The sequence below is a fragment of the Streptomyces gobiensis genome (assembly GCF_021216675.1).
Lineage (GTDB): Bacteria > Actinomycetota > Actinomycetes > Streptomycetales > Streptomycetaceae > Streptomyces > Streptomyces gobiensis.
This window is the reverse complement of sequence record NZ_CP086120.1, coordinates 1,160,505-1,183,063: the sequence shown is the minus strand read 5'-3', so window position 1 is coordinate 1,183,063 and position 22,559 is coordinate 1,160,505. Positions and strand designations below refer to the sequence as shown.

Here is a 22,559-nt window from a genome sequence, read left to right as displayed (position 1 = left end):
CCCCAAGCCGAAGACCCGGAACAGAGGCCCCGCGGCCCCCTACCGGCACGCCGGGATCCCTGCTTCCCTGGACCAAGTCCCACAAGGGAGAAGCCCCATGCGCATACGCACCGCACTGACCCTGAGCGCCGCAATCCTGCTAACCCTGACGTCGTCGCCAGCATCGGCCTCCGGGCACATCGAGCACGACCACGCCAATGACCCGGAACCCTCTAGCCGCTCGTGGGTGTGCACCGAGTCCACCAGCACCGGCCACGCCTGTTTCGCCCCGCAAGGCGAATGGTTCTTCGCCTATGACAAGAGGGTCGACGGGTGGTCCCCGGTGATCAAATGGCGAAGCCGCACCAAGAGCGGCACCGTGTTGCGCGAGGGGCGCATCTGGCACACGAAGGGCGCATACCGGTACGCCTACAAGAACAAGTCCTTCGATGAGGGCAGGGAAGTGGTGTTCCGGCTGTGCCCCGGGACCCACACCTCAAGCGGCCACTTCATCGACCACGACCGGTGTAGCTTCCCGTGGATGTCGGAAACCTGAGATGCCTCCCGCAACGGCGCCCCCCGGGGGCTTGGGTGTCCCGGGGCGGGCGTATCGAAACGTGGGGACGGTTGCCCGGTCAAGCTAAGATATGTTCCGTAATTATGCATAGTCAATCTTGAGGTTGTGGAGTACGGCGACGGCGCGTGTGGTGTCGTTGATCGCCTCGCCTCGCCTCGCCTCGCCTCGCCTCGCCTCGCCTCGCCTCGCCGGCGGTGTCGGCGGAGGACTTTGAAGTCCTTGAGGCGGGCGATGCCGTGTTCGGCTCGTGCCCGGCGTTTGGCGAACGGCTTGCTCTTGGTCTTGCTGGTGATGACGTCGGGGTAGCTGCGGTACGCGCCGTCTCCGATGATCAGCCGGTGGTCGTTGACCTGTTCGGCCATGGTTTCTCGGAAGACCACGATGTCGTTGCGGTTGCCGGTCCAGGCGTCGCCGACGGCGACCCCGCGCCGGTCGCGGGCGCGGAAGGTGAACTGCACGTTGACGCTGCGGCGGTAGTTCTTGGAGTACTTGGTCTGCTTCTGGTCCTCAACGGGGATGAGGGTGCCGTCCACGACCCACAGGTCCGATCGGCTGCCGCCGGGTGTTCGAGGAGTCCGGCGACCAGCGGCGTGAGCCGGTCGAGGATGCGGTGGACGGTGGCGACGCCGACGCCGAAGATGTCGGCGAGTTGGCGGTGGGTCAGGTTGTGCGCCACGCGATGGCGGCCAACAGGACGCGGTTGTCCAGCAGGGGCGCCCACGGCCGCCCGCGCCCCGTCTCGGTGGGTAGTAGGGCGGCGACGCGGGCGACCAGGGCGAGGAACGCTTTGACGGGAAGTCCGGTCCAGTTGAGCAGCGAGCGGGGCCGCAGGCTGGTGACGTTGATCACCGACACGAACGGACACAACAACCTCTTAGGTCAATTACTTCCCGAACCGGGATAGGTGACCTACTTTCCGCGCAACGGGTGGTTTGCGCGCCAGGCATCGAGCCGGTCAACGGGCCACAGCGGGGTGCGGCCGAGGTATACGGGCTTGGGGAAGTCGTCGCGGCTGCTGTTGAGGTTGTAGACGTGCTGGACGGTCACCTTGAGCCGCGCTGCCGCTTGCCGAGCATCTTCGAAACCAGGAATCTTAATCGCCAATCATAGCTGAACTACTCACGTACTGTGTCGTAGGTCAGCTAATTCGGTGACGGGAGGTGACGAGCGATGCAGGCTGCCCAGACACGGAAGTTCCGGGGCAAGAACAAGGCCCCCAAGTGGAAGAAACCCAACGACGGGCAGGTCTCCGTGATCGTGCTGCCGATCGCCGTCACCGACCCCGCCGACATTGACCGGCTGGAGAAGCTGTACGGGGCGATGTGGTCGCTCAAGTGGGCCGTACAGCGGGATGCCCGCGCCAAGGTCGACGCCTACTGGGCCGCGTACCACCAGCGAAACGAGCAGGGCGCGAAAGCCGTACGGCAGCGCCTCGGCCTCTCACGCGAAGCGTTGGAGCGGTGCGCGTACAAGCACCTCGAAGACTCCGGGCACTTGAAGCACCACGCCTCGAAAGCCCTGGCGATGCACATCGCCGATGAGGTGTGGAACGGAGTCTCCCGCCACCTGTTCCCCGACTCCACTGGCCACCGCTTCGGACGTCCGAAGACCGGCCGCTGGCACGACTTCACCCGCATCCCCGGACGTGCCCGCTCCCACACCACCGAGAACAAGTGGGAGACCTTCCGCCTCGTCGGCACCCTCCACGGCCACACCATGGCCTACACCGACGGCGGGCAGCACACGCTGATGCAGCCCCGCCAGATGCCGAAGCCGAGCATCCCCGAGGGCCGGGTGCCCACGGGCAAGCTGACCGTCGCCGGGAAACCGGGCATGCGCAAAGCGAACTGGTGGGACCACTCCGGGCCGCTGGCCGTGGTGTTCGCCGGAGGCCCCGACGGTCGCCGTGGTGACCTCGTTCTTCCCGTCCGCATCCCGCAGGGTGACGGCCAGTGGGAGCGCGCACAACACTTCCTGTCGAACCCGCTGACCTGGCACAAGGTCGACCTCGTACGGCGCAGGAAGGCGTCCGCGCCGGGCGGCTGGGTGTACGAGGCGCACCTGATGGCGCTCGGCCCCGGATACTCCTCCACGGCCGTACGGGAGCTGCGCGACCGTGCCGCCCAGCTCGACCGGATCGGCGGGGTGGACGGCAACGTGTCCAACCTGTCGATCGTGTCCTTCCCTGCCCAGCTCGACGGCGGCAATCCGGTCTCGACCGAGATCACGCTGACCGCCGCCGAGCGCGCCCGGCTGGAGAAGGGAGCCAAGAAGAAGCGGGGCCGCGCCAGGGCGATGGAGCGCTCACGACGGGCGACGAACGCTGCGCAGTACGGGCTGTCGAAGAAGCAGGCCAAGCGCGCCGCCCGGCGTGCCGAGAAGGGCCTTGAGCCCAAATCCGTCGCGGTGCCCGGTGGTGCCCGTGCTGCCCGATCGGATGGGGTGCCGAAGCAGGCGTTCCGCCGTGACCGGCTGTCCGCCAACTACCGCACCCAGCGCACCCGCCAGGCCGAGCACGCAGCCTCGGTCGCCGAGCACCGCAGGCACCGTGCCCGCCTCGTGGCACGGGAGATCATCGCCGCACACGGCCCCGTGCTCGTGATCGAGGACTGCGACATCCGCACCTGGTACCAGCTGTGGGGCAAGCGCCTGTCGCAGACCACGCCGGGCATGCTGATCTCCGCCCTCGATATCGAGTGCAAGGCGGCCGGTGGTCGGCTGGTGCGGGCCTCCACATGGTCAACGGCCCTGTCGCAACACTGCTTGTGCGGCGAGCGCGTACGCAAGACACTGCGGGACCGCGAGCACAAGTGCATCGTCTGCGGCCTCGTCGGCAAGCGCGACCTCGTATCCGCCGCCCTCGCCGCCTTCGTCGACTTCGGCGACGTGGACGACCCGAAGACCGCGTACCTGGACACCACCAGGTCGAGGCACGCACAGATCGTTTATGCAGAAGCGCTGGAAGAAGCGCTGCGGGAGTCAACCACACCGAGCCCGAAACCGCCCCGGCGGTCGGGTCGCGTGGCAGTCCCACGGCAACGCCGTGAGACCTCTGTTCCCCGAACCGCCGGACAGCGGAACCGAGCAACCCCGGATGAGCCACGACCTCGTGGCCACGCCGGAGCGCCCGGTCCCCGCACCGCGTGCAGTCCCCAGCTCACCCTTTGGTGAATTGCGGATCAAGTCTTAGTCCAGGTACCCCCTGAGTTGGTCGGCGAAGGCGTGGTCGCGGAGTTTGCTCAGGGTCTTGGACTCGATCTGGCGGATACGTTCCCGGGTGACGCCGAAGATGCGGCCGATCTCCTCCAGCGTGCGGGGGCGGCCGTCGGCGAGGCCGTAACGGAGCTGTACGACCTTGCGTTCGCGCTCGCCGAGGGTCGACAGGACGGCCTCCAGGTGTTCACGCAGCAGAAGGAAGGCGGCGGACTCCACGGGGGAGGGAGCGTCGCCGTCCTCGATGAGGTCGCCGAAGTTGACATCGTCCTCCTCGCCGACCGGGGCCTGCAGCGAGACCGGCTCCTGGGCGAGGCGCAGCACCTCATTGACCCGTTCCTCGGGAATGTCGAGATGGTCGGCGACCTCCTCGGGAGTTGGCTCATAGCCGCGTTCCTGAAGCATCCGGCGCTGGACCCGGACCACCCGGTTGATCAGCTCGACGACATGCACCGGGACCCGGATCGTACGGGCCTGGTCGGCCAGCGCCCGGGACATGGCCTGGCGGATCCACCAGGTGGCGTACGTGGAGAACTTGTAGCCACGGGCGTAGTCGAACTTCTCCACGGCCCTGATGAGGCCGAGATTGCCCTCCTGAACGAGGTCCAGCATGGTCAGACCGCGCCCCACATAGCGCTTGGCGACGGAAACGACCAGACGGAGGTTCGCCTCGATAAGGCGGCGCTTGGCCATCCGGCCGAGCACCACCAGCTTGTCCAGATCCAGGGCGAGTTGGGTGTCGAGGTTGGTAGCGGTGGACAACTTCTCCTCGGCGAAGAGCCCGGCCTCGACCCGCCGGGCGAGATCGACCTCCTCGGCGGCACTGAGCAGGGGGATACGGCCGATCTCGCGCAGATACTGCCGGAAGAGATCGGCCGAGGGGCCACCGCTCTGCGCGGGGACCTTCTCGGAGAGCGTGGCGGGTGATGGGGATGGGCCGGGTGTGGGCGCGGTTGGGGCGGCAGGGGCCGCACTGGTCAGGGTCTGGGTCTGCACGGGGGCGACCTCCAGGGTGATCGCTGCCAGTTCGGGGCGGCGTGCGATGGGTGAGCGGATCCGGAACTAACGGAGAATCGCGCTCCGAGGACTCAGGCACCGAACCCCAGTGTGGGGTACGACACACTGGGGTCAGTAGGGGTCTGCGCTCAGTTTCTGGACCGAATGACCACGCCCCGCATATGCGCCGCTACGACGGCCGGGGGCTCTTCCCCTAACCCACCCCTGTTATGGGCACTCGCAGCCCCGCGAGGGGCTGTGGGTGGGCACACACCGCCCACCGGCCCGCACCCGGCCACACCCCCCGGGGCCCCCGGGGCGAAGCCCCGGTTTCCGGGAAGGGGCGGGTATTGGGGAAACCTACCGCCGGGGCACCCCGCAGCCGGGCGGAGCCCCGCCACGCGGCGGAGCGGGATTCGGGGAACCCCGCTGTGGGGGAGCCCGCTAAAGCGCGGCTGCCCCGCGCTCCCGCAGAGCCGTGGCGTACTGCTGCAGGACCCACAACTCCTGCCAGACCGCCGCCGACTGCTCATGCGCGCCCTGCGCGTCCAACCGCCGGGCGGCGGACTCAAGCTCTGCCACCCGTGCCCTGGCCGCGGCGAGCCGCACGGCCACCAACTGCTCACCCGCATAGGCCTCATCGGGCTCGCCACCGCCCGGATTGCGCAGCGATTCGACGGTCAGCTCGGTGATGAGCTTCCGTACGGCGTCGTCGGGCGCCGCCTCCCGTACCCGGGGGAGGTAGTCGCCGTCGGCGGCGGCCGTGCCGCCCGCCGCCTCGATGACGCGGCGCACCATCGCATAGGGCGGCGCGGTGAACTCATCGGCACCGTAGGCGTCGAAGGCCGGAGAAACGAGCTGCGGGCACTGCAGCGCGAGCTTCAGCAGCTCCCGCTCGACCAGCTGCGCCGGGCTGCGCAGATGCAGCGCCGGGCCGCTGGCGCCGACGGCCGCGGTGGGTGGGGTGGTGCTGGGCCGCGCGGGCGGCTGCGGTGCGTTGCCACGGCGCCCGCCCTCCCGCTTCCAGCGGGCGAGCTGGCCGACGCGGCGCACCACGAACTGGGTGTCGAGAATGCCGAGCAGTCCAGCCAGCCGCACCGCGTACTCATGCTGGAGGGAGCCGTCCTTGATCTGCGCCACAATCGGCGCGGCCGCCTCCAGCGCGGCCGACCGGCCCTCGGCGGTATCCAGATCGTGCTGGTCGACAACCGAGCGCAGGGCGAACTCGAAGAGCCGCGAGCGGCCTTCGATGAGCTCCCGCACCGCCTCGTCCCCCTTGGCGAGCCGCAGCTCACAGGGGTCCATGCCGCCCGGGCTGACAGCGATTGAGGTACGTGCCGCGAACTTCTGGTCGTCTTCGAAGGCGCGCAGCGCGGCCTTCTGCCCGGCGGCGTCACCGTCGAAGGTGAAGACGACCTCCGAGCGGGAGTTGTCCATCAGCAGGCGACGGAGGATCTTGATGTGCCCCTCGCCGAAGGCCGTACCGGAGGTGGCGATGGCCGTGGTGACCCCGGAGAGATGGCAGGCCATCACATCCGTATAGCCCTCGACGACCACCGCGCGCCCTTCCTTGGCGATGGACTTCTTGGCGAGATCGATGCCGTACAGGACGTGGGACTTCTTGTAGATCGGCGTCTCGGGAGTGTTCAGGTACTTCGGACCGTTGTCGTCCTCGCGCAGCTTGCGGGCGCCGAAGCCGACGACCTCCCCGGTGATGTCCCGGATCGGCCACATCAGCCGACCGCGGAAGCGGTCGATCGGACCGCGGCGGCCGTCCTGGGAGAGACCGGAGAGGATCAGCTCCTTGTCGGTGAAGCCACGGCCGCGCAGAAACCGGGTGAGATGGTCCCAGCCCGCCGGGGCGTAGCCGACCCCGAAGTGCTGGGCGGCGGCTTGGTCGAAGCCTCGCTCGCCGAGGAACCTCCGGCCGATCTCGGCCTCGGGGCTGTCCAGCTGCTCGGTGTAGAACTCGGCGGCGGTCTTGTGGGCCTCGACCAGCCGGGTCCGCTCGCCCTGCTGGCTGGCGCGGCCGTAGCCGCCCTCCTCGTAGCGCAGGGTGATCCCGGCCTGGGCGGCCAGCCGCTCGACTGCCTCGGAGAAGGAGAGGTGGTCGACCTTCATCACGAAGTCGAGGGTGTCTCCGCCCTCCTGGCAGCCGAAGCAGTGGTAGAAGCCCTTGCTCGGGCTGACGTGGAAGGAGGGGGACTTCTCATCGTGAAAGGGGCACAGCCCCTTGAGATTGCCGCCCCCCGCGTTGCGCAGCTGGAGGTACTCCGAGACGACGGCGTCGATCGGGACCGCGTCCCGTACCGCCTTCACGTCCTCGTCATTGATCCTGCCCGCCACGCCAGAAGTGTACGGGGAGGCGGTGACACCGCCGACGGTCACTCCTCCTGGGCGCCGAGGTCCCGATACTCCGGGTGCCGGTCCATCCAGCTGGAGACAAACGGGCACAGCGCCCGTACGCGCAGCCCCCGCTGTCGGGCGTCGTCGAGAGCGGCGCGGACGAGGGCGCCCCCGATGCCCTGGCGTCGGTACTCCGGTTCCACTTCGGTGTGCTGGTAGACCACCACGCCCGCTTTGCGGGTGTATGTCGCGAAGCCCACGAGATCATCGCCCTCGTACGCTTCGAAGCGGGCTGCTGGCGCGTTGTCCTCGATGGTGACGTCCACACATCCATCGTCCGGCGCGGGGCGGCGCTTCGCACGCCGGGACGTCAGCGGCGTCAGCTGAGCTCGCGGACGAGGACATAGTGCGGGCCGACGTCCTCGATCATGAACTCCTCGCCGTGGGCGGTGTAGCCGTGGCGCTCATAGAAGCCACGGGCTTCGGTGCGGCCGTTGCACCACATCACCTTGGCGCCCCGGGCGATCGCCTCGGCGGTTCCGGCGTCCAGTACGGCGGCGCCGTAGCCCTGGCCGCGAGCGCCGGCGGCGGTGGCCATGCCGCGGATGCGGCATGTGGTGCCTTCCAGGTAGAAGCTGCCGCAGCTCAGCACGGTGTTGGTGTCGGCGTTGGTGTCGTCGTATGCCGCGATGTGGAAGGCGGCGGGGGCGGTGTCCTCGGGGAACTTGGCCGACTCGGGGGGCCGGTCTGGGCGCAGCATGGTCCAGCGGAGCGGGAAGATCTCCGACAGGGGCACCAGTGCGGTACGGATCGCCATGCGCCTACCCTAGCCAGCTGGCCTGCCGCGGTTGGTGGCTTGCCGCCCAGCCTGCACCGGCCTGCGGCTCTGCCTGCGGGCGCCCTTCTCGGCTGCGGGGTGCCGTGGCTGGGCCCCCCTTCCCGGCTGTGCCGGTTTGCGGCTGCGCCCCGTGCGGGGCTTGCGCCCCGGGTGCCGGGGTGGGTTTCCCCGATCCCGGCCCTTCCGCTGTACCGATTGCGGCTCCGCCGTGCGGCCGGGCTTGGTGCCCGGGCGCCGTGGAGGCGCCCCCGCCTTCCCGGCTGTACCGACTATGCGGCTCCGCCGCGTGGCGGGGCTCCGCCCGGCTGCGGGGGTGCCTGGGTAGGTTTCCCCAATTCCCGCCCCTTCCCGGCTGTACCGATATGCGGCTGCGCCGCGTGGCGGGGCTTCGCCCCCGGCGGCGGGGGTGCCGTGGGTGGGTGTCCCCGTATCCCGCCCCTTCCCGGAAACCGGGGCTTCGCCCCGGGGCCCCCGGGGTTGGCTCGGTGCGGGCCGGTGGCCGGGTGTTGTGCCCACCCACAGCCCCTCGCGGGGCTGCGAGTGCCCACAACGGGGGTGGGGTCTGGGGGCGGCAGCCCACAGTTTCGGGAAGGGGCCGGGTTAGGGGAATCCCCACCGACAGCAACGGCGCTCAGCCACCACCCGACGGACGGAGTCCGGCGCAGGGGGTCGAAGCTTGTGAGGCCCCCTGGGGCCGAACAATGCGAGGGCGCCGTTAAGAGGAGAGGAAGAGGGCGGAGTTTATGTAGCGGCGGTGGGGGGCCAGGGAGCGGCGGAGGAGGCCGTGGTCGGCTACGTGGGCGGTGCGGCGCTGGTGGGCGGCCAGGTCGAAGGCCGCCAGCGGGACCCAGTCGCGGGCTGGGAGGACCCAGCCCGTGTAGCCGTGGGCGGACAGCAGGTCCAGGACCGGGGCCAGCGGCTGGATGCGGGTTTCCAGCTCGATGAAGAGGGCGGGCCGGCACCGCCGGATCGTGGCCTCGGCGCCGTGCAGAACGGCGAGCTCGCTGCCGTCCACGTCGATCTTGAGCAGGGTGACATCGGTGAGGCCGAGGCTGTCGAGGGTGAGGGACGGGACCTCGAGCGGGGTCCCGTGTACCCCGTCCCGGCGGACCAGTGACGACACGCCACGGTCACCCCGCCCGTCCGGCGGAAGCCACAGCGTGGCGGTGCCGGCGTGGTCGCCCGCGGCGGCGTGGTGTACCTCGACGTTCGGCGGTGTGGTCGCCCGCAGTAACTGGGCCAGATGCGGTACCGGCTCTACGGTGACCACCCGGTCCGCGCGGCGGGCGAGCCGCCGGGTCCAGGGCCCGTACCAGCCGCCGATGTCGACGGCCGTACCGCCGGGCGGGCAGAAGTCGGCCAGGCGCCGTAACTCCGGCTCGAAGCGCGGATAGATGAGCGAGGCGGCCCCCGTCACCAGCCGGGGCGGCAGCCGGGGGCCGAGCCGGGCGGCCAGGGTCATGGCGTACCGACTCGCTCGCTGAACCTCTGGTGCTCCTCCTCGCTGACTGGTTCACCGGAAGAGGGCAGAAGCTGGGGGATGCCGTCCACGATCGGGTAGCGGCGGCGCAGCCGGGGGTTGTAGAGGGCGTCCTCGGGGGTGAGGAGGGTGAGCGGTCCCTTGTCTATGGGGCAGACCAGGATGCGCAGGAGTTCGTCGTCAGGTGATATGGCGGGTGACATGGCGGGTGCCTTCCGTGCTGGGGGATGGGTCGGGTGTGGCGGGCAGCTCGTCATGGCGGGGCAGGGCGAGCAGTACCGATACGGCGAGCAGTGAGCCGCCAAGGCGCAGGGCGAGCCGCAGCGGCTCCTCCGGCAGTGGCTCGGCGAAGGCGACGGTGCCGGCCGCGACGGTGAAGAGAAAGGTGATGGTCGTACAGACCGGCACGATCAGCGAGGCGCGGCAGCGTTGCAGCGCGGTCTGCGAGAGCACCAGCCCGGTGGAGCCGGTGAACATCAGGATGTAGGGGTAGGGCGAGCTGAGTATGGCGGTCGCCGAGCCGCCGGGCTCGGCGGTGTCGAGCAGGCCCGCGACGCCCTTGATGGCGAGCGAGCTGACGCCGTAGAGGAAGCCGACGGCGACGCCGTAAGGGACCCCGGCGGTGGGCATCCGGTGGCGGCGGCGGGCACGGCGCTCGGCGGAGACGAACAGCCCGAGCCCGGTGACGAGGGCGGGGAGACAGATGGTCAGCAGGGTGGGGGTCGGGGCGAGCCGGCTGATGGTTTCGGGGCTGCCGCGCAGCGAGAAGACAATCATCACCAGCGCGATCAGGATCGCGATCATGCTCTGGCGTTCGCGGCCGGTGGGCTGTTCACCGAGGAAGAGCGAGGAGAGGAGGAGCAGCATCACCAGGCCGGTGACGAACAGGCCCTGGGCGGCGACCAGCGGCAGGGTGCGGTAGACGGCGAGCTGGGCCAGGAAGCCCAGGCCGAGCGAGGCGGCGCCGACGATCCACAGGGGGCTGCGCAGCAGATGAACGAGGACTTGGGTGGGGCGGGCGGCGGACAGCGGCGGCAGCCGGGACAGCGCCCGCTTCTCGATGACGAAGCCGGCGCTGAAGAGAAGGTTGGCCAGTAGCGCCGCGGCGACACCCCACCACACGGCTAACTGCCCTCCCGTCGCCGCGCGTGCACCAGCAGAATCGAGGCGAGCGACGGCGTATGGCAGGCGAGCCGGTCCAGTGGGCGCAGCGGGCGGGGCACATCGTGATACGGGGCTCCGGTGATCCGCACGATGTCGAAGCCCGCGGCGGGGAGCAGGGAGCGCAGCGCCCGGGCGGTGTAGAGGCGGAGATGGCCGACCACCTGCTTACCGGGGCGGCCGTGGATGCCGCGCAGGGAGACCTCGGAGAAGACCGGCTGGACGCCCGCCAGCAGCAGGCCGCGGTTGTACCAGGCGGCGAGGTTGGGGGTGGAAAGGAGCAGATGGCCCCCGGGGCGCAGCACCCGGTGCAGCTCGTCCAGGGCCGCGTCGGGGTCGACCAGATGCTCGATGACCTCGCTGAACAGCACGGCGTCCGCCGATCCGGTGGCGAACGGCAGCCCCGGGTCGGTGAGTTCACCCCGTACGGCGGTGAGGTGTTCGCTGGCCCGGCGCAGGGCGTCCTGGGACCAGTCGACGCCGATGATGCGGTGTGCCCGGAGTGTCCGGGCGGCGGTGGCGGCCGCGGTGCCGTCGCCACAGCCGATGTCGAGGATGGTGCCCGGTGTGCTGCCCAGCGCCCCGGCCAGGATGGCGGCCTGGCGCCGGGACCGGTCGGGGCCGGAGGCGACGGGGGTGCCGGGGTCCTCGTACAGCCGCTGAAGGCTGCCTGGCGTTGTGCTGGACGGCGTTGTGCTGGACTGCGCGGTCATGGGGCGGCCTCCGTATCCGTAAGGGCGGTCGCGGCCAGGGATTCGGCGAAGAGTTCGCCGAGGCGGTTCCCCGCGGTGTCGTCGAGGCGGGCGTGTGACCAGCGCAGGGCGAGCTGGAGGCGGCCGTCGGTGGAGACCGTGGTGACGGACAGCCCGCGCGGCATCCGGGCCGGTGCGGAGAACCAGACGGCGCTGGCCCGGCCCGCTTCGCCGAAGTCCAGCGGGTAGGGGACACGGCCGATGTTGGACAGCAGGGTGGTGGACGCCCAGGGGCCCGCGGCGTTGCGCAGGGCGCGGGTGAAGGCGGCCCGTATCCCCACCGGCAGCACTGGTGCGGTCAGCAGGGCGGCGCTGAAGCCGAGCTGGGGGCGGGGCGCCGCCTTCAGCGCCCGGGTGCGGGCGGCGGTGGCGCGCAGCATCCGTTCGATGGCGGCGGGATCGGCTGGTTCCCGGGCGGCGGCCCGTTCCTCGGTGCCGAAGGTGACTTCGACGAGCCGGGTGCCGTTGCCGATGGGCATCTCGGCGGTACGGGGTCGGTCGTCGACGGGCATGGTGATACGGACCGGGTGGGCCCGCTGGCCGTGCTCCCGGTTCCAGCGTCCGACCATCAGGCAGGTGGCGACCAGGAGTTGATCGTTGACGGTGTAGGGCGAGCCCTTGGGCCGGGTGGGCAGCGGCAGATCGGCGATATGCATCCCGTTGCCACTCGCGCGGGTCCGGCCGCTGGTGGCGATACGGGCCGGGCGGGCCCAGTTGGAGTTGGCCGGCGGTGGCTCCGGCGCGGTGCCGCCCCCGCCCGTGCGGACCGGGGCGGGGGCGGGGGAGTTGTCCGCGCCGCCGTAGAGCTCGGCGGCGGTGGCCAGGACGCGCAGACAGGCCGGGCCGTCCAGCGCGGTGTGGTTCATGGTGACCACCAGCACACAGCCACCACCCTGCTCGATCACCTCGATCCGGATGGGCGGGGAAGCGGACAGCGGCGGATTGTCGGTCACGGCCCGGCGACGGGCGTCCTCCAGGGTGCCGCCGGGCCAGGAGACCGGTTCGGTGTCCGGCTCCTCGGTCAGTTCCCACTCATACCGCCGGTGCCACCAGCGGCCCGCTGCCTGCCGGATGAGAATCCGCGGATGGCGGCTCAGCGCTTCCCGGACGGCTTTCCGCAGCCGTCCGGGGTCGAGCCGACCCGGCAGATGGATCTCGACATGGACGGTCTCCGGCTCATCGTCGGTCAGACAGTGCCGGGTGACCTCATCCACGGTCGGGAACGGGATCCGCTGTGCGGTCATCGAGTGGGTTCCTCATAAGGGGGCGGCTGCATGGGCTGTGGCTGCTGTGGCTGTGGCTGTGCCGGGATGCCCTGCGGCAGTGGCGCCGAGGGCCCGGGGCCCGCCGGCTCCGGCGGTACGGTCACCAGCGGCCGGGCCGGACCCCCGGACGCGGGCTCCTCCTCCGGCTCCTCCTCGCGCCGTACCGGCACCGTCACCAGCGCCGCCGCCAGCGCGAGCAGCGCCAGCGCCTGCGCCGGGTGACCGAACGCGCCCTCGCCCTCGGCGAAGCCCGAACCCGCCGCGGTCGCCGCCGCGATACCGGCTCCCGCCATGCCCACCAGCGCGATGGGCACCAGAAGCCCGGGCCGCCACCAGGCCAGCAGTGCCAGCACCGGCACGATGAGCGCGTACGGACCGGAGACCAGCGCCAGCACCAGGGTGAGCACGACCGCGCCCAGCACCCAGCCCGGCGCGGGTGGGGGCTCTTCCTCGCCGAGCGGGGTGCCCGCCCGGCGCCGTACGAAGGCGAGCGCGAGCAGCACCGCGATACCGACGGCGGCCCCGATCAGCCCGCCCTTGTACCAACTGGCGGGCCGGTACTCGAGCTTGACCACGCCGCTGGCGCCCTCGGGCACCAGGAAGCCCTGCTGCCAGCCGTCCAGCCGCAGCGGCGTCAGCTTCTGACCGTCCAGGGTGGCTTCCCAGCCCTTGTTGACGCTCATATGGGTGCGCAGATACGAGGCCGCGCCGTCGCCGACCTCCACCGAGCGGGAGTCACCGGACCAGTCGACGGGAGTGACCGTACGGTGACCGGCGCCCGCGTCCCGCAGCGCTGCGCCGCCCCGGGTGAGGGTGAGATCGGTGATGGCCAGCGGGCCGGTAACACCCGTCTCCACCACATGGGAGCCGGAGCCGAGCTGGACGGTGCCGCCCTTCTCGTCGCCCGCGCAGAGCTCGACGTCGATGGGCCGACGCCCGGTCAGATCACCTACCATGCCGGACGCCTTGGTGGCGTGCAGCGTTCCGTCGATCGCGATCGGCGGACCCTCGCCGCAGGCGAGAGTGAACTTCTCGGTCGGCTTCGGTGCCAGCACCCGGAACTCGTCCAGCCCGGGGATGTACACCTCGTTGAGCCCGACCGGGAGTTGCAGTTCCTCTCCGGCGACCGGGTTGTGCAGGGTCAGCGGAGCGGTCCTGGTGATGGTGATGCGGAGCTGGTCGGTGTTCATCGGCTCGAAGCGGGCCCAGCCGTTCTCATCGACCGTGGTGGTGACGGCGCCATCCGGCGAGGTGATCTCCACCTCGGCGGGCTGGGCAGAGATACCGCCTGCCCGGGAGAGCACGAGGGAGTCGATCTCCTTCTTCTCCGGCCACTTGAGGTGGATCACCGGCTTGTCCCCGGCGATCCAGGCGGTGGTCAGATCGCCGTCCACCAGATTCCGGGCGCTCAGCGACGTTCCGGTGGGGCTGGTGGACTCGGTGGCGGCGGTGATCCGGTCCCGGGAGCCGGGTGCGGCCTTGTCGAGCAGCTCGTCCAGCTCATTGCCGGGCACCGCCAGGGCCTTGGCCGTCAGCGCGTACTCACCGGCGCCGCTGGTACGGAACTGCCGGTGCAGCCCGTTCTCGGCGGCGGCCGGGGAGAGGCCGCCCGGGTCGGCGGCGCGGTGGAGCGAGACCACCGTAGTGTCCGCTGTGTCCGCAGCGTCGGCAGCGTCCGCAGCGCTGCCGCCCATGTCGTTGGGCAGCGACAGCAGCCGGGTCACCTGCACCTTGGGAATGGAGATCTCGGCGAAGCCCGCACCGGTCAGCCCGGGGCGCGCCTCCTGGGCGTCCAGAATGGTCAGCTTCAGCCACTTCGCCGGGCCCTTGGGCGCCCTGACCCGCTGGGTCTCCCCACTGGGCTGCAGGGTGCTGTCGGCGCGGCCCTTGTCGGTCTCGATCCGTACGGCCGTGGGCGCCGGACGCAGCCCGTCACTCTTCAGCGGGGTCAGATCGATGGCGCCGCGCAGATCGGTCGCCTTCTCGAACTCGATCCGGATCCACTGGCCCTTGCTGTCGCCCGCGCTGCCTTCCGCCCAGGCGGTGTCTCCGTTGCCGTCGAAGGCGTTGACCGGGTCGAACTGCGGCAGATGGAAGAGCCAGCTGCCACTGCTGGAAGCGGTGACGGACTTCGCACCGCGCAGGGTGGCGACCGTCTGATGGCTGGATCCCTGGGAGGGCAGGATCTGCTTCGGCTGCTCGCCCGGGTTCTGCAGGCTGCCGGAGTGGTTCCGCTCCTCGCGGGTGTAGGTGTACGAGGTGTTGTTGTTGACCAGCCCGAAACGGGTGTCGGCGCGGCGCAGCCCGTCGGCCACCGCCCGTAGCTTCGGGGTGTCAAGTCCCGGGTGGTTGTCGCCGGTGAGCACGGCGGGGCGGTCCCGGAAGAGGGGATCGGCGGAGAGCTGGAGCAGCGCCTCCGGGCCACCGCTGATCTGGGCGGTGTCAGCGACCCGCTGGAGCTCGACCTGGCCCGGCCGGGGAGTGTCCTTGGGTTCGTAGATCTCCACGGACTGGAGCCGCGGATAGAAACCCTGGATCTCCACGGGTGTGTTCGGCGGGATCCGGCCGCCGGTGGTGAGGGGACCGAAGCCCTTCACCTTCCGATAGCCGGAGGCCTCCAGGGTGCGCTTGACGGTCTGCGGCGGTACATAGCCGATCTGGTCGGGGTCGAGATCATTGCGGACCACGACGTTGTACAGCCCGGCCCGGCCCAGGAAGTCGGCCAGGCCCGGGACTTCGCCGCCGCTCAGCAGCGCCTGCTCGACCGCGTCCAGCGCACGCCGTTCGCCGGGAGTGCCGAAGGGCACATAGTCGCGCTGCGCCCAGGGCGAGTCGGCCAGCACATGCAGCGGCTGATCGATGGGGGAGCCCCAGGTGTAGACGCCGTGCGCGGTGGCGGGCACCACCAGGGCCCGGGTGTCCGGGGAGTTCTTCTCCAGCCAGCCGGCGGTCTGCTGCCAGTGCTTCGGCAGCTCCTTGAAGGCACCGGGCTGCAGAATGTCCCCGTTGGCGTACGGCAGCACCAGCGCCGGGAGGATCAGCACGGCGGCCAGCGCGGGCACAAAGCGGCGGCCCGGCAGCGGTCGGGTGCCCTGGCGCCGGGCCAGCACGCTGACCAGATGCGCCAGTCCCAGGGTGAGCGCGAGGGCCAGCCCCGGCTGGAACTTGTAGATATTGCGGAACGGCTTCAGCCAGCCGTCCAGCCAGCCCTGCACCCCCTCGGCGAAGGGGGCGCCCAGCGCACCGGCGTACCCGGCGAGCATGATGGCGGTAACGGTGATGACGGTCAGCATCAGCCAGCGCCGCTCGGGCATATCGCGCCGGGCCAGACCGGCCAGCCCGAGCGCGGCGGCCAGCGCGCTACCGAGAATGGTGAGCAGCCCGGTGGCCATCAGCCAGCCCGCGGGCAGCCAGGCCTCACCGAAGTTCAGATACGCGACCCAGTTTCCCGCGCCGCGCAGCATCTCCACGGCCGACATGGTGCTGGTGGTGTTCCAGGCCTGTTCGACATACGGCATGAAGTCCTCGCCGTAACCGCCGAGCAGCAGCAGCGGGACGACCCACCACAGCGTCGCCAGGATCACCCCGGGCGTCCACCACAACGCCAGGGTGCGGCGGCGCCGGCCGGTACGGCTGAGGATGTACAGCCCCACCGGCAGCAGCGCGGCGAGCGTGGAGGCCGCGTTGACCCCGCCCATCAAGGGGATCAGCAGCGCGGAACGGGCCGCGGCCACCCGGGGGGAGAGGACCGTGGAGGTCAGCGGCAGCAGCACCCACGGCAGTACGGCGCCGGGCAGCGCGCCGGCGGAGGTGGAGCCGACGATGATGGTGAACGTCGGCCACAGCGCGTACACCGCCGCGCCCAGCAGCCGGGTGCCCGGGGAGCCGATCCGCAGCCGCTCGGCCAGCCGCAGCGCACCCCAGAAGGCGGCGGTGACCACGAGCGACAGCCACAGCCGCTCGGCCAGCCAGACCGGCACCTGAAGCAGGTCGGCCAGTGCGTAGAAGGGCAGCATCGGGAAGACGTAGCCGATGTACTGGTCGGCTATCCCGCCGAACCCGGAGCGGTCGGACCAGAGTTGCCCCAGATCACTGAGGAACTTCCAGGGGTCGGTGGCGACCCCCAGCTTGGTCTCGAACGTCATGTTCCCCGGCGCGGCGATAACGAAGGCGACCAGGACGACGGCCCAGAACCCCACCAGCCACCGCCTGCCACGGGGTTGCTCCGGGGTCATAGTCAGCGTGCTGTCAGCCACAGTCGCCCCCTAGTTGTGGGCACTCGCAGCCCCGCGAGGGGCGTAGGTCCACCCTGCTACGCAACCACCCACCCACACCGGCCGCGACGCTCCGGTCAACCCCGCAACGGAGCTCGCGACGCTTGGTGGGCACAACACCGGCCACCGGGCCGCACCCGAAGAACCGGGCTTCCGGGCGGGAGCCCGGGTTCCGGGGTTGTCGCGTGAACCTGGGCCGGGGACGTCGGCCGGGCAGCAGACTGCTCATCGTCATTGGGGGCTCCGCCGGAGAATGAGAAGAAGGTTCCAGGTGGCGATCTCGCGCAAGCCCGGGACTCGGGTGATGGCACCGGCCAGGAAGGGCCAGTACCGGGAGCGGGCCGTGACGATCTCGACATCGTCGCGGGCCCGGACATGACGCAAAGTAGGGCCGATGTGTACGGCGAAGAGGTTCTCGCCGAGGGTGTGCTTGGCCTCGCGGCCGGTGCGCCGCCGGTAGCGTGCACGGGCCCGGTCGTGGCCGAGGTAGTGCCAGGGGGCCGTCTCATGGCCACCCCAGGGGGAGTACCAGTTGGTGAAGGACACGTAGATCAGCCCGCCGGGACGGGTGACACGCACCATCTCGCTGAGGAAGGTCTGCGGGTCGGCGACATGCTCCAGCACATTGGAGGAGAAGCAGATGTCGGCCACCCCGTCGGCGACCGGCAGCATATAGCCGTCGGCGATGACGGAGCCCGCCGGTTTGCGGCCGCCCGCGCGCAGCTCGCGCAGGTCGGGTTCGAACAGGAAGCTGTGCGCGCCACGGCGGCGGAACTCCTCGGTGAAGTGTCCGCTGCCGCCGCCGACATCGACCACGGTCGCACCGGACAGCGGCGAGTAACGCTCGACCTGCGCGGCGGCGTCCTTCGCCAGCAGGCCGTAGCACTCCTCGGGGTCGCTCTGTTCCTTCCTGAAGGCGCGGAACAACGCGACCGATCTCCGGATGGACGGATCCTTCACGTGTGTCACCTCGCCGCCTGCCGGTCCCGGGAGGAGCGGGAGGAGACAGCGCCGGCGGCGAACGCCTCGGCGGCCACGGCGCGGAAGCTGCGGACCGTATTCGCCCAGCGGAAATGGCCCGCCCGCAGCTCAGCTGCCCGGCCCAGCGCCGTGCGGCGCTCCGTGGACAGCGCGAGGGTGCACCAAGCGGCGGCGAAGGAGCTCTCGCCACGGGCCAGCATCCCCGTCGCGCCATCCTCGATGGAGTCCCGAAGACCCGGTATGTCGAAGCCGATCGCGGGTGTGCCGCGGATGGCGGCTTCCATGACGACCAGACCCCACCCCTCCACCATGGAGGGGTGCAGCAGCAGCCATGACTGGCACAGCAGCCGGTGCTTCTCGGACTCGGAGACATGCCCGGCGAAGGTGACATCCGGCCCGGCCATCGCTTCCAGGCGCGCACGCTCGGGGCCATCGCCGACGATGACCAGCCGCCCGCCGGTCACCGGGCGGACCCGTTCCCACAGCCGCAGCAGCAGATCGATCCGCTTGTACTCAACGAGCCGCCCCATGGCGAGAAAGAGCGGCTCGGGAGATTTCGGCATCAGCGGGTCAGGGTCCGCGACGCCGTTGTGGACGATACGTATGCGCTCACCCGGCACCCCGAGACCGCGCAGCGCGTCGGCGGTGGAACCGGAGACGGCGACCATCAGATTGCGGCGGTGGGTGTCGGCCAGCGCCCAGTGCTCCAGCTTGCGGCCGAGCCGGGCGGCCGGGCCCGGGTAGCGCATGTCCCACAGATCCGTGTGGACATGGTTGACCAGGCACAGGGTGGGGCCGCGGTGCCACAGCGGGGCGAGATACGGCATGCCGTTGCAGACCTCGACCAGCAGATCGCAGTCGCCGACCTGACGGGCGAACGCCCGGCGGGCGCGCAGGAAGTGACCTGCGTCACTACCGGCCGAGACCACTCGGTAGTCCCGGTAGGCCGCTGGTCCGCCGCACAGCAGGGTGACTTGATGGCCATGGGCGGTGAGCCCGGCGGCGATCCGGTCGATCAGCAGCTCGGAACCGCCGGCGGCCGGGTTGCCGAGGTCGCGTCGGGCGAGAAAGACGATCCGGCGTGGGGACGGCGGCTCGACGTTGGTGGCCTGGGTGGTACGCCGCTGCGCGGGGAGCGCGGGGTGCGCGGTGGCGCGAGCGGCGACCGACGGGGGTGGCACGTGCTGGGGCATCGGTGCTCCAACTCGTCTCAAGGTGGGGAGTGGATGTGTGGGGATTGTGAGCCGGGGGGCGCGGCTGGTGAACGGAACGTTCAGTTTTCGTGGCAGTGTTCGATCGGGCTACTCACCGAAGTGACAATTTGGCCCCCGATCGAACCCGGCGCCTCATCACTTCACGCCAAGATCACCCGGTGCGGGGCCGTCCACGCAGGCTCACCCGCTTCCCGCGTACGACCAGCGCCCCGCCCACGATGGCCAGTGCCGCCCCGGCCGCGCCGCCGCCGATCGGCACCGTCTCGCCGACCAGTTGGAGCTTGCGGCTGTCGGCCTTGGCCTGGTCGACCTGCTTGCGCTGGGTCTCCGGGGTGAACGCGATCTTGTCGCTCGCCAGCAGCACCTGGGCGTCCTTGTCGCTGCCCGGTGCGCGCAGGGTCACCTTCGGCCCGATGGTGGCCCTGAGGATCCGGCCGGTGCGCTGGTCGACGATGAGCTCGATGCCGGAGTTGGAGTACCACTCCTCGGCCATCACCTGCGGCCGGTCTACTCCGACCAGCCGCCCGGGCACCTGCCTGGTGCCCGATTTGGTGGGTTTCACGGTGCCCGTGAAGCGCAGGCCCTCATAGCCCCGTACCTTCGTCCGGCCCTGGTAGCGGAGCGCCACGGTGTCCTTCAGCGTGCCGTCCCACCAGCGGTAACTCCGCTCCTGCACATCAAAGGGGAACTTCAGGTACGCCTCACCGGCGAAGGGTTGGGGAGCCTCCTCGCAGCAGTGCACCGGGGCGTTGGTCTTCCGGTCGGTGACCCAGCGCTCGGTGGACCACTGAAATGATTTGCGTGGATCCTCCCGTTTCAGGGTCTGCGGATTGTCGATGGTGGTCGATACGTCCCAGACGGCGACCCCGTTTTTCTCGCTTTCCGAGACATTGCCCATCACCCGCCGGGTGATGGTGAGCCGCTGGTCGTCCTGGGTCTTGAGCGCCTGCTGGTCGAAGTAGCTGCCACGCCCGGAAAAGACCGTGGTCTGCTCCACGTCGATCGGCGTGCGTTTGGCCCGCGGTTCCACGTACCAGGCCAGCAGCGGGCCCAGGACCAGCAGAAACACGCCCAGCCCGAGGAGAATCAGCGAGAGAGGTGAGGCGGAACGGCGCATGGCGGGTGCTCCCGGAGGGTGTAGTGCCCGTTCGTACGAGATGTGAAGACAGTGAGTAACACTTGTCTGGGCCGGTGACCGTAGGCGAACTCTTGACAGCTCGTCAATGCCCTTCCAGACTCAGCAGACGAAACTGGGGTCGGGGGCGATCACTGGTGCAGTGCAACCGTGAAGAGAGGTCCGCCGCGCCATGCACAGACTCCTCGCAGCCGCCCTGACCTGCGTCGTTGCGGCGCTACTCGCTGTGGGCGCTGCCCTGGGCGCCGTAGCCCTGCTCAATGCCAGCCCCGAGCAGCCCAATGTGCCGCTCGTGCACTTCCCGCACCATGAGGAGACCCGATCCCCCACACCGACGTCCGCGCCGGACGAGGACTGACCGTGACCGCCACGGTGCGTTCCGCCTGGGGTGATGTCCCGGCGACCCAGCTGCGGCAGTTCGCCGAACGGGCCCGGAACGAGATCCCCGTGCTCGCCCAGGACATCCTGCGCGAGATCCGCCGTGAGTACCCCGGACTCCCGGTCATCCTGGACGAGTCCGGCGAGCCCATGTCCCTCATCGGCATCCGCCGGGCCCTCGAGCACTTTGTGGAGCATCTGGCCACCGGTCTGGGCAGCCCGCATGTGCACCCCCGGGTCTTCCAGGAATTCGGCCGGGGCGAGCTGTTGCAAGGGCGAAGCCTGGACTCGCTGCAGGCTATCTACCGGCTCGGCGTCCGGCTCGCCTGGCGCCGCCTCGCCGAGATCGGCCAGCAGGCCGAGATCCCGGCCCCCGCCATGTACGAGCTGGCCGAGTCCGGCTTTCAGTACCTCGACGGACTGGTCGCCGAATCCGTACGCGGCTACGCCGAGGCTGCCGCCCGGCAGGCCGGAGAGCGGCTGCGGCTCCAGCGCCGGCTGCTCGATCTGCTGCTCACCGACCATGGCGGCGACGTCTCGATGGATGAGCTGCTGGCCGAGCGAGCGGCCCGGATCGGCTGGCCGGTGCCGCAGGCCGTCGCGGTCGCAGTGCTCGTACGGCCCGCCCGGGAGGCCGTACCGCCCGCGGTCGGCCCCGATGTGCTGCTCGATATGGAGCGGGAACAGCCGCTGATGGTGGTCCCGGACCCGGATGCCGCCGGGCGAGCCGAGCTGCTGCGCCGCGCCACCGCGGGCTGGACCGGCGCGATAGGCCCGCCGGTGCCCCTCGCCGACGCCGCCAAGTCACTGCGCTGGGCCCAGTCCGCGATCACCCTGATGCAGCGCGGACTGCTGCCCAGCGGCGAGCTGCTGCACTGCCAGGAGCACACCGAGGCGCTGGTCCTGTTGCCGCCTGAGGAGCTGATCGACGATCTGGGCCGTCGCCTCCTCGCCCCCCTCGACGACTGCGGCGCCTCCCATGGCCGCCGCTTGGCCGAGACCCTGCTCGCCTGGCTGGAGACCCGGGGCGGCGCCCCCGAGATCGCCGCCCGGCTCAGCGTCCACCCGCAGACCGTCCGCTACCGGCTGCGGCAGATACGCGAGCTGTGGGGCGACGGCATCGACGACCCGGACCGCCGCTTCGAACTGGAACTGGTACTACGCGCCAAACGCCTGCGCGGACAGTAGACCGCTACGGGGTGGGCCGGAGCGCTGTGGCTGGTGTGGGTGGTGGGTTGCGTAGAGGGGCGGGGCTCCCCGAGGTCCCGGTACCGAGTGAGTACCCGGCAGGGGCGTGGGCCCAGACCCCGCAATGTTGTGGGCACTCGCAGCCCCGCGAGGGGGCTGTGGGTGGGCCCAGACCTCGCAGTGTTGTGGGCACTCGCAGCCCCGCGAGGGGCTGTGGGTGGGCACAACACCCGGCCACCGGCCCGCACCGGCCACCCCCGGGGCCCGGGGCGAAGCCCCGGTTTCCGGGAAGGGGCGGGATAGGGGAGCCCACCTGCGCGGGGAGCTAGCCCAGCATGCGGCGGAGCAGATCACGCAGCGCCGTCCGCTCCGCCTCGGAGAGCCTCGCCAGCGGCTCCCGCGCGAAGTCACCGAGCGAGTCACGGAGCCGAGTGCCCGTCTCCAGGCCCGCAGCCGTCGTCGCGGCGAGCTTGACCCGCCGGTCGGACGGGTCCGGCCGGCGCTCCACCAGGCCACGGGACTCCAGCCGGTCGACGATGCCCGTCACATTGGAGGGCTCGCACTTCAGCTGCTCGGCGATCCGCCGCATCGGAAGGGGACCGTGCATCAGTAGCGCGAGGACCCGGGCCTGGGCACCGGTCAGCGCGTATCCGGTCGCGGCCTCGTCGTACTCCTCGTGGTACCGGCCCACGACGGTGCCGATCAGCTCGACCACTTCACGAGCCAGCGGGTCGGGGGGCGTCTTGCGGGGAGTCATGGACACCAGGATACGCGTTTAGTTG

General features: G+C 70.5%; 20 protein-coding genes and 2 pseudogenes. 4 read left to right on the top strand and 18 right to left on the bottom strand.

Annotation, left to right across the window (positions count from 1 at the left end; all coding sequences use genetic code 11):
- The first annotated feature begins 97 nt into the window (after positions 1-97).
- The gene (locus tag test1122_RS05465) at positions 98-535 is read left to right on the top strand and encodes a hypothetical protein (protein WP_232268017.1); all 438 of its coding nucleotides are present in this window, start codon (positions 98-100) and stop codon (positions 533-535) included.
- Between the two features lie 374 nt (positions 536-909).
- On the opposite strand, the pseudogene test1122_RS26780 reads toward test1122_RS05465, so the two are convergent.
- The 4 genes and pseudogenes from test1122_RS26780 to test1122_RS05455 all read right to left on the bottom strand — a co-directional run.
- A pseudogene (locus test1122_RS26780) lies at positions 910-1,089 on the bottom strand (transposase); the annotation flags it as partial.
- A gap of 83 nt (positions 1,090-1,172) precedes the next feature.
- A pseudogene (locus tag test1122_RS26775) lies at positions 1,173-1,232 on the bottom strand (hypothetical protein); the annotation flags it as partial.
- Positions 1,217-1,411: a hypothetical protein gene (locus test1122_RS05460; protein ID WP_232268016.1), complete on the bottom strand. Its 195-nt coding sequence runs from the start codon at positions 1,409-1,411 to the stop codon at positions 1,217-1,219. The pseudogene test1122_RS26775 and the gene test1122_RS05460, both read right to left, overlap by 16 nt.
- Positions 1,412-1,465: 54 nt before the next feature.
- Positions 1,466-1,603 carry a hypothetical protein gene (locus test1122_RS05455; RefSeq protein WP_232268015.1) on the bottom strand — a complete coding sequence of 46 codons (138 nt, stop codon included), beginning with the start codon at positions 1,601-1,603 and terminating at the stop codon, positions 1,466-1,468.
- 123 nt (positions 1,604-1,726) lie between these two features.
- Here test1122_RS05455 and test1122_RS05450 point away from each other — a divergent pair, with 123 nt between their 5' ends.
- A complete protein-coding gene (locus test1122_RS05450) occupies positions 1,727-3,727 on the top strand; it encodes a transposase (protein ID WP_232268014.1) in 2,001 nt (666 codons plus the stop codon).
- 15 nt (positions 3,728-3,742) lie between these two features.
- Here the strand turns inward: test1122_RS05450 and test1122_RS05445 are convergent, their stop codons facing one another.
- The 13 genes from test1122_RS05445 to pgfA form a co-directional block, all read right to left on the bottom strand.
- Positions 3,743-4,825, bottom strand: coding sequence for an RNA polymerase sigma factor (locus test1122_RS05445; RefSeq protein WP_232271778.1), 1,083 nt, complete (start codon positions 4,823-4,825; stop codon positions 3,743-3,745).
- A gap of 384 nt (positions 4,826-5,209) precedes the next feature.
- A complete protein-coding gene (gene dnaG / locus test1122_RS05440; protein ID WP_232268013.1) occupies positions 5,210-7,111 on the bottom strand; it encodes a DNA primase in 1,902 nt (633 codons plus the stop codon).
- A gap of 38 nt (positions 7,112-7,149) precedes the next feature.
- The gene (locus test1122_RS05435; RefSeq protein WP_232268012.1) at positions 7,150-7,437 is read right to left on the bottom strand and encodes a GNAT family N-acetyltransferase; all 288 of its coding nucleotides are present in this window, start codon (positions 7,435-7,437) and stop codon (positions 7,150-7,152) included.
- A 53-nt stretch (positions 7,438-7,490) separates the two neighbouring features.
- Positions 7,491-7,928, bottom strand: coding sequence for a GNAT family N-acetyltransferase (locus test1122_RS05430; RefSeq protein WP_232268011.1), 438 nt, complete (start codon positions 7,926-7,928; stop codon positions 7,491-7,493).
- A gap of 736 nt (positions 7,929-8,664) precedes the next feature.
- Positions 8,665-9,411 (bottom strand): FkbM family methyltransferase, encoded by a 747-nt coding sequence (locus test1122_RS05425; RefSeq protein ID WP_232268010.1) that lies wholly within the window; start codon positions 9,409-9,411, stop codon positions 8,665-8,667.
- Positions 9,408-9,620: a Trm112 family protein gene (locus tag test1122_RS05420; protein ID WP_232271777.1), complete on the bottom strand. Its 213-nt coding sequence runs from the start codon at positions 9,618-9,620 to the stop codon at positions 9,408-9,410. The genes test1122_RS05425 and test1122_RS05420 overlap by 4 nt, the downstream gene beginning before the upstream one ends.
- Positions 9,610-10,551, bottom strand: coding sequence for a DMT family transporter (locus test1122_RS05415; protein ID WP_232268009.1), 942 nt, complete (start codon positions 10,549-10,551; stop codon positions 9,610-9,612). Before test1122_RS05415 ends, test1122_RS05420 begins: the two co-directional genes overlap by 11 nt.
- A 2-nt stretch (positions 10,552-10,553) precedes the next feature.
- A complete protein-coding gene (locus tag test1122_RS05410) occupies positions 10,554-11,303 on the bottom strand; it encodes a class I SAM-dependent methyltransferase (protein ID WP_232268008.1) in 750 nt (249 codons plus the stop codon).
- On the bottom strand, positions 11,300-12,586 hold the full coding sequence (locus tag test1122_RS05405) for a condensation protein (protein WP_232268007.1): 1,287 nt from the start codon (positions 12,584-12,586) through the stop codon (positions 11,300-11,302). Before test1122_RS05405 ends, test1122_RS05410 begins: the two co-directional genes overlap by 4 nt.
- Positions 12,583-16,842 (bottom strand): alpha-(1->3)-arabinofuranosyltransferase domain-containing protein, encoded by a 4,260-nt coding sequence (locus tag test1122_RS05400; protein ID WP_232271776.1) that lies wholly within the window; start codon positions 16,840-16,842, stop codon positions 12,583-12,585. The genes test1122_RS05405 and test1122_RS05400 overlap by 4 nt, the downstream gene beginning before the upstream one ends.
- A gap of 270 nt (positions 16,843-17,112) precedes the next feature.
- Positions 17,113-17,841, bottom strand: coding sequence for a class I SAM-dependent methyltransferase (locus tag test1122_RS05395; RefSeq protein ID WP_232268006.1), 729 nt, complete (start codon positions 17,839-17,841; stop codon positions 17,113-17,115).
- A gap of 5 nt (positions 17,842-17,846) precedes the next feature.
- Entirely contained in the window at positions 17,847-19,055 is a 1,209-nt protein-coding gene (locus test1122_RS05390) for a glycosyltransferase family 4 protein (protein ID WP_232268005.1), read from the bottom strand.
- A gap of 172 nt (positions 19,056-19,227) precedes the next feature.
- Positions 19,228-20,193: a cell envelope lipid trafficking protein PgfA gene (gene pgfA / locus test1122_RS05385; RefSeq protein ID WP_232268004.1), complete on the bottom strand. Its 966-nt coding sequence runs from the start codon at positions 20,191-20,193 to the stop codon at positions 19,228-19,230.
- Positions 20,194-20,383: 190 nt separating this feature from the next.
- Between pgfA and test1122_RS05380 the strand changes: the two genes are divergently transcribed.
- Both test1122_RS05380 and test1122_RS05375 read left to right on the top strand, forming a co-directional pair.
- Positions 20,384-20,569: a hypothetical protein gene (locus tag test1122_RS05380; protein WP_232268003.1), complete on the top strand. Its 186-nt coding sequence runs from the start codon at positions 20,384-20,386 to the stop codon at positions 20,567-20,569.
- A gap of 2 nt (positions 20,570-20,571) precedes the next feature.
- Positions 20,572-21,777, top strand: coding sequence for a PucR family transcriptional regulator (locus tag test1122_RS05375; protein WP_232268002.1), 1,206 nt, complete (start codon positions 20,572-20,574; stop codon positions 21,775-21,777).
- A 325-nt stretch (positions 21,778-22,102) separates the two neighbouring features.
- On the opposite strand, the gene test1122_RS05370 is transcribed toward test1122_RS05375, so the two are convergent.
- Positions 22,103-22,534 (bottom strand): MarR family winged helix-turn-helix transcriptional regulator, encoded by a 432-nt coding sequence (locus test1122_RS05370; RefSeq protein WP_232268001.1) that lies wholly within the window; start codon positions 22,532-22,534, stop codon positions 22,103-22,105.
- Positions 22,535-22,559: the final 25 nt, after the last annotated feature.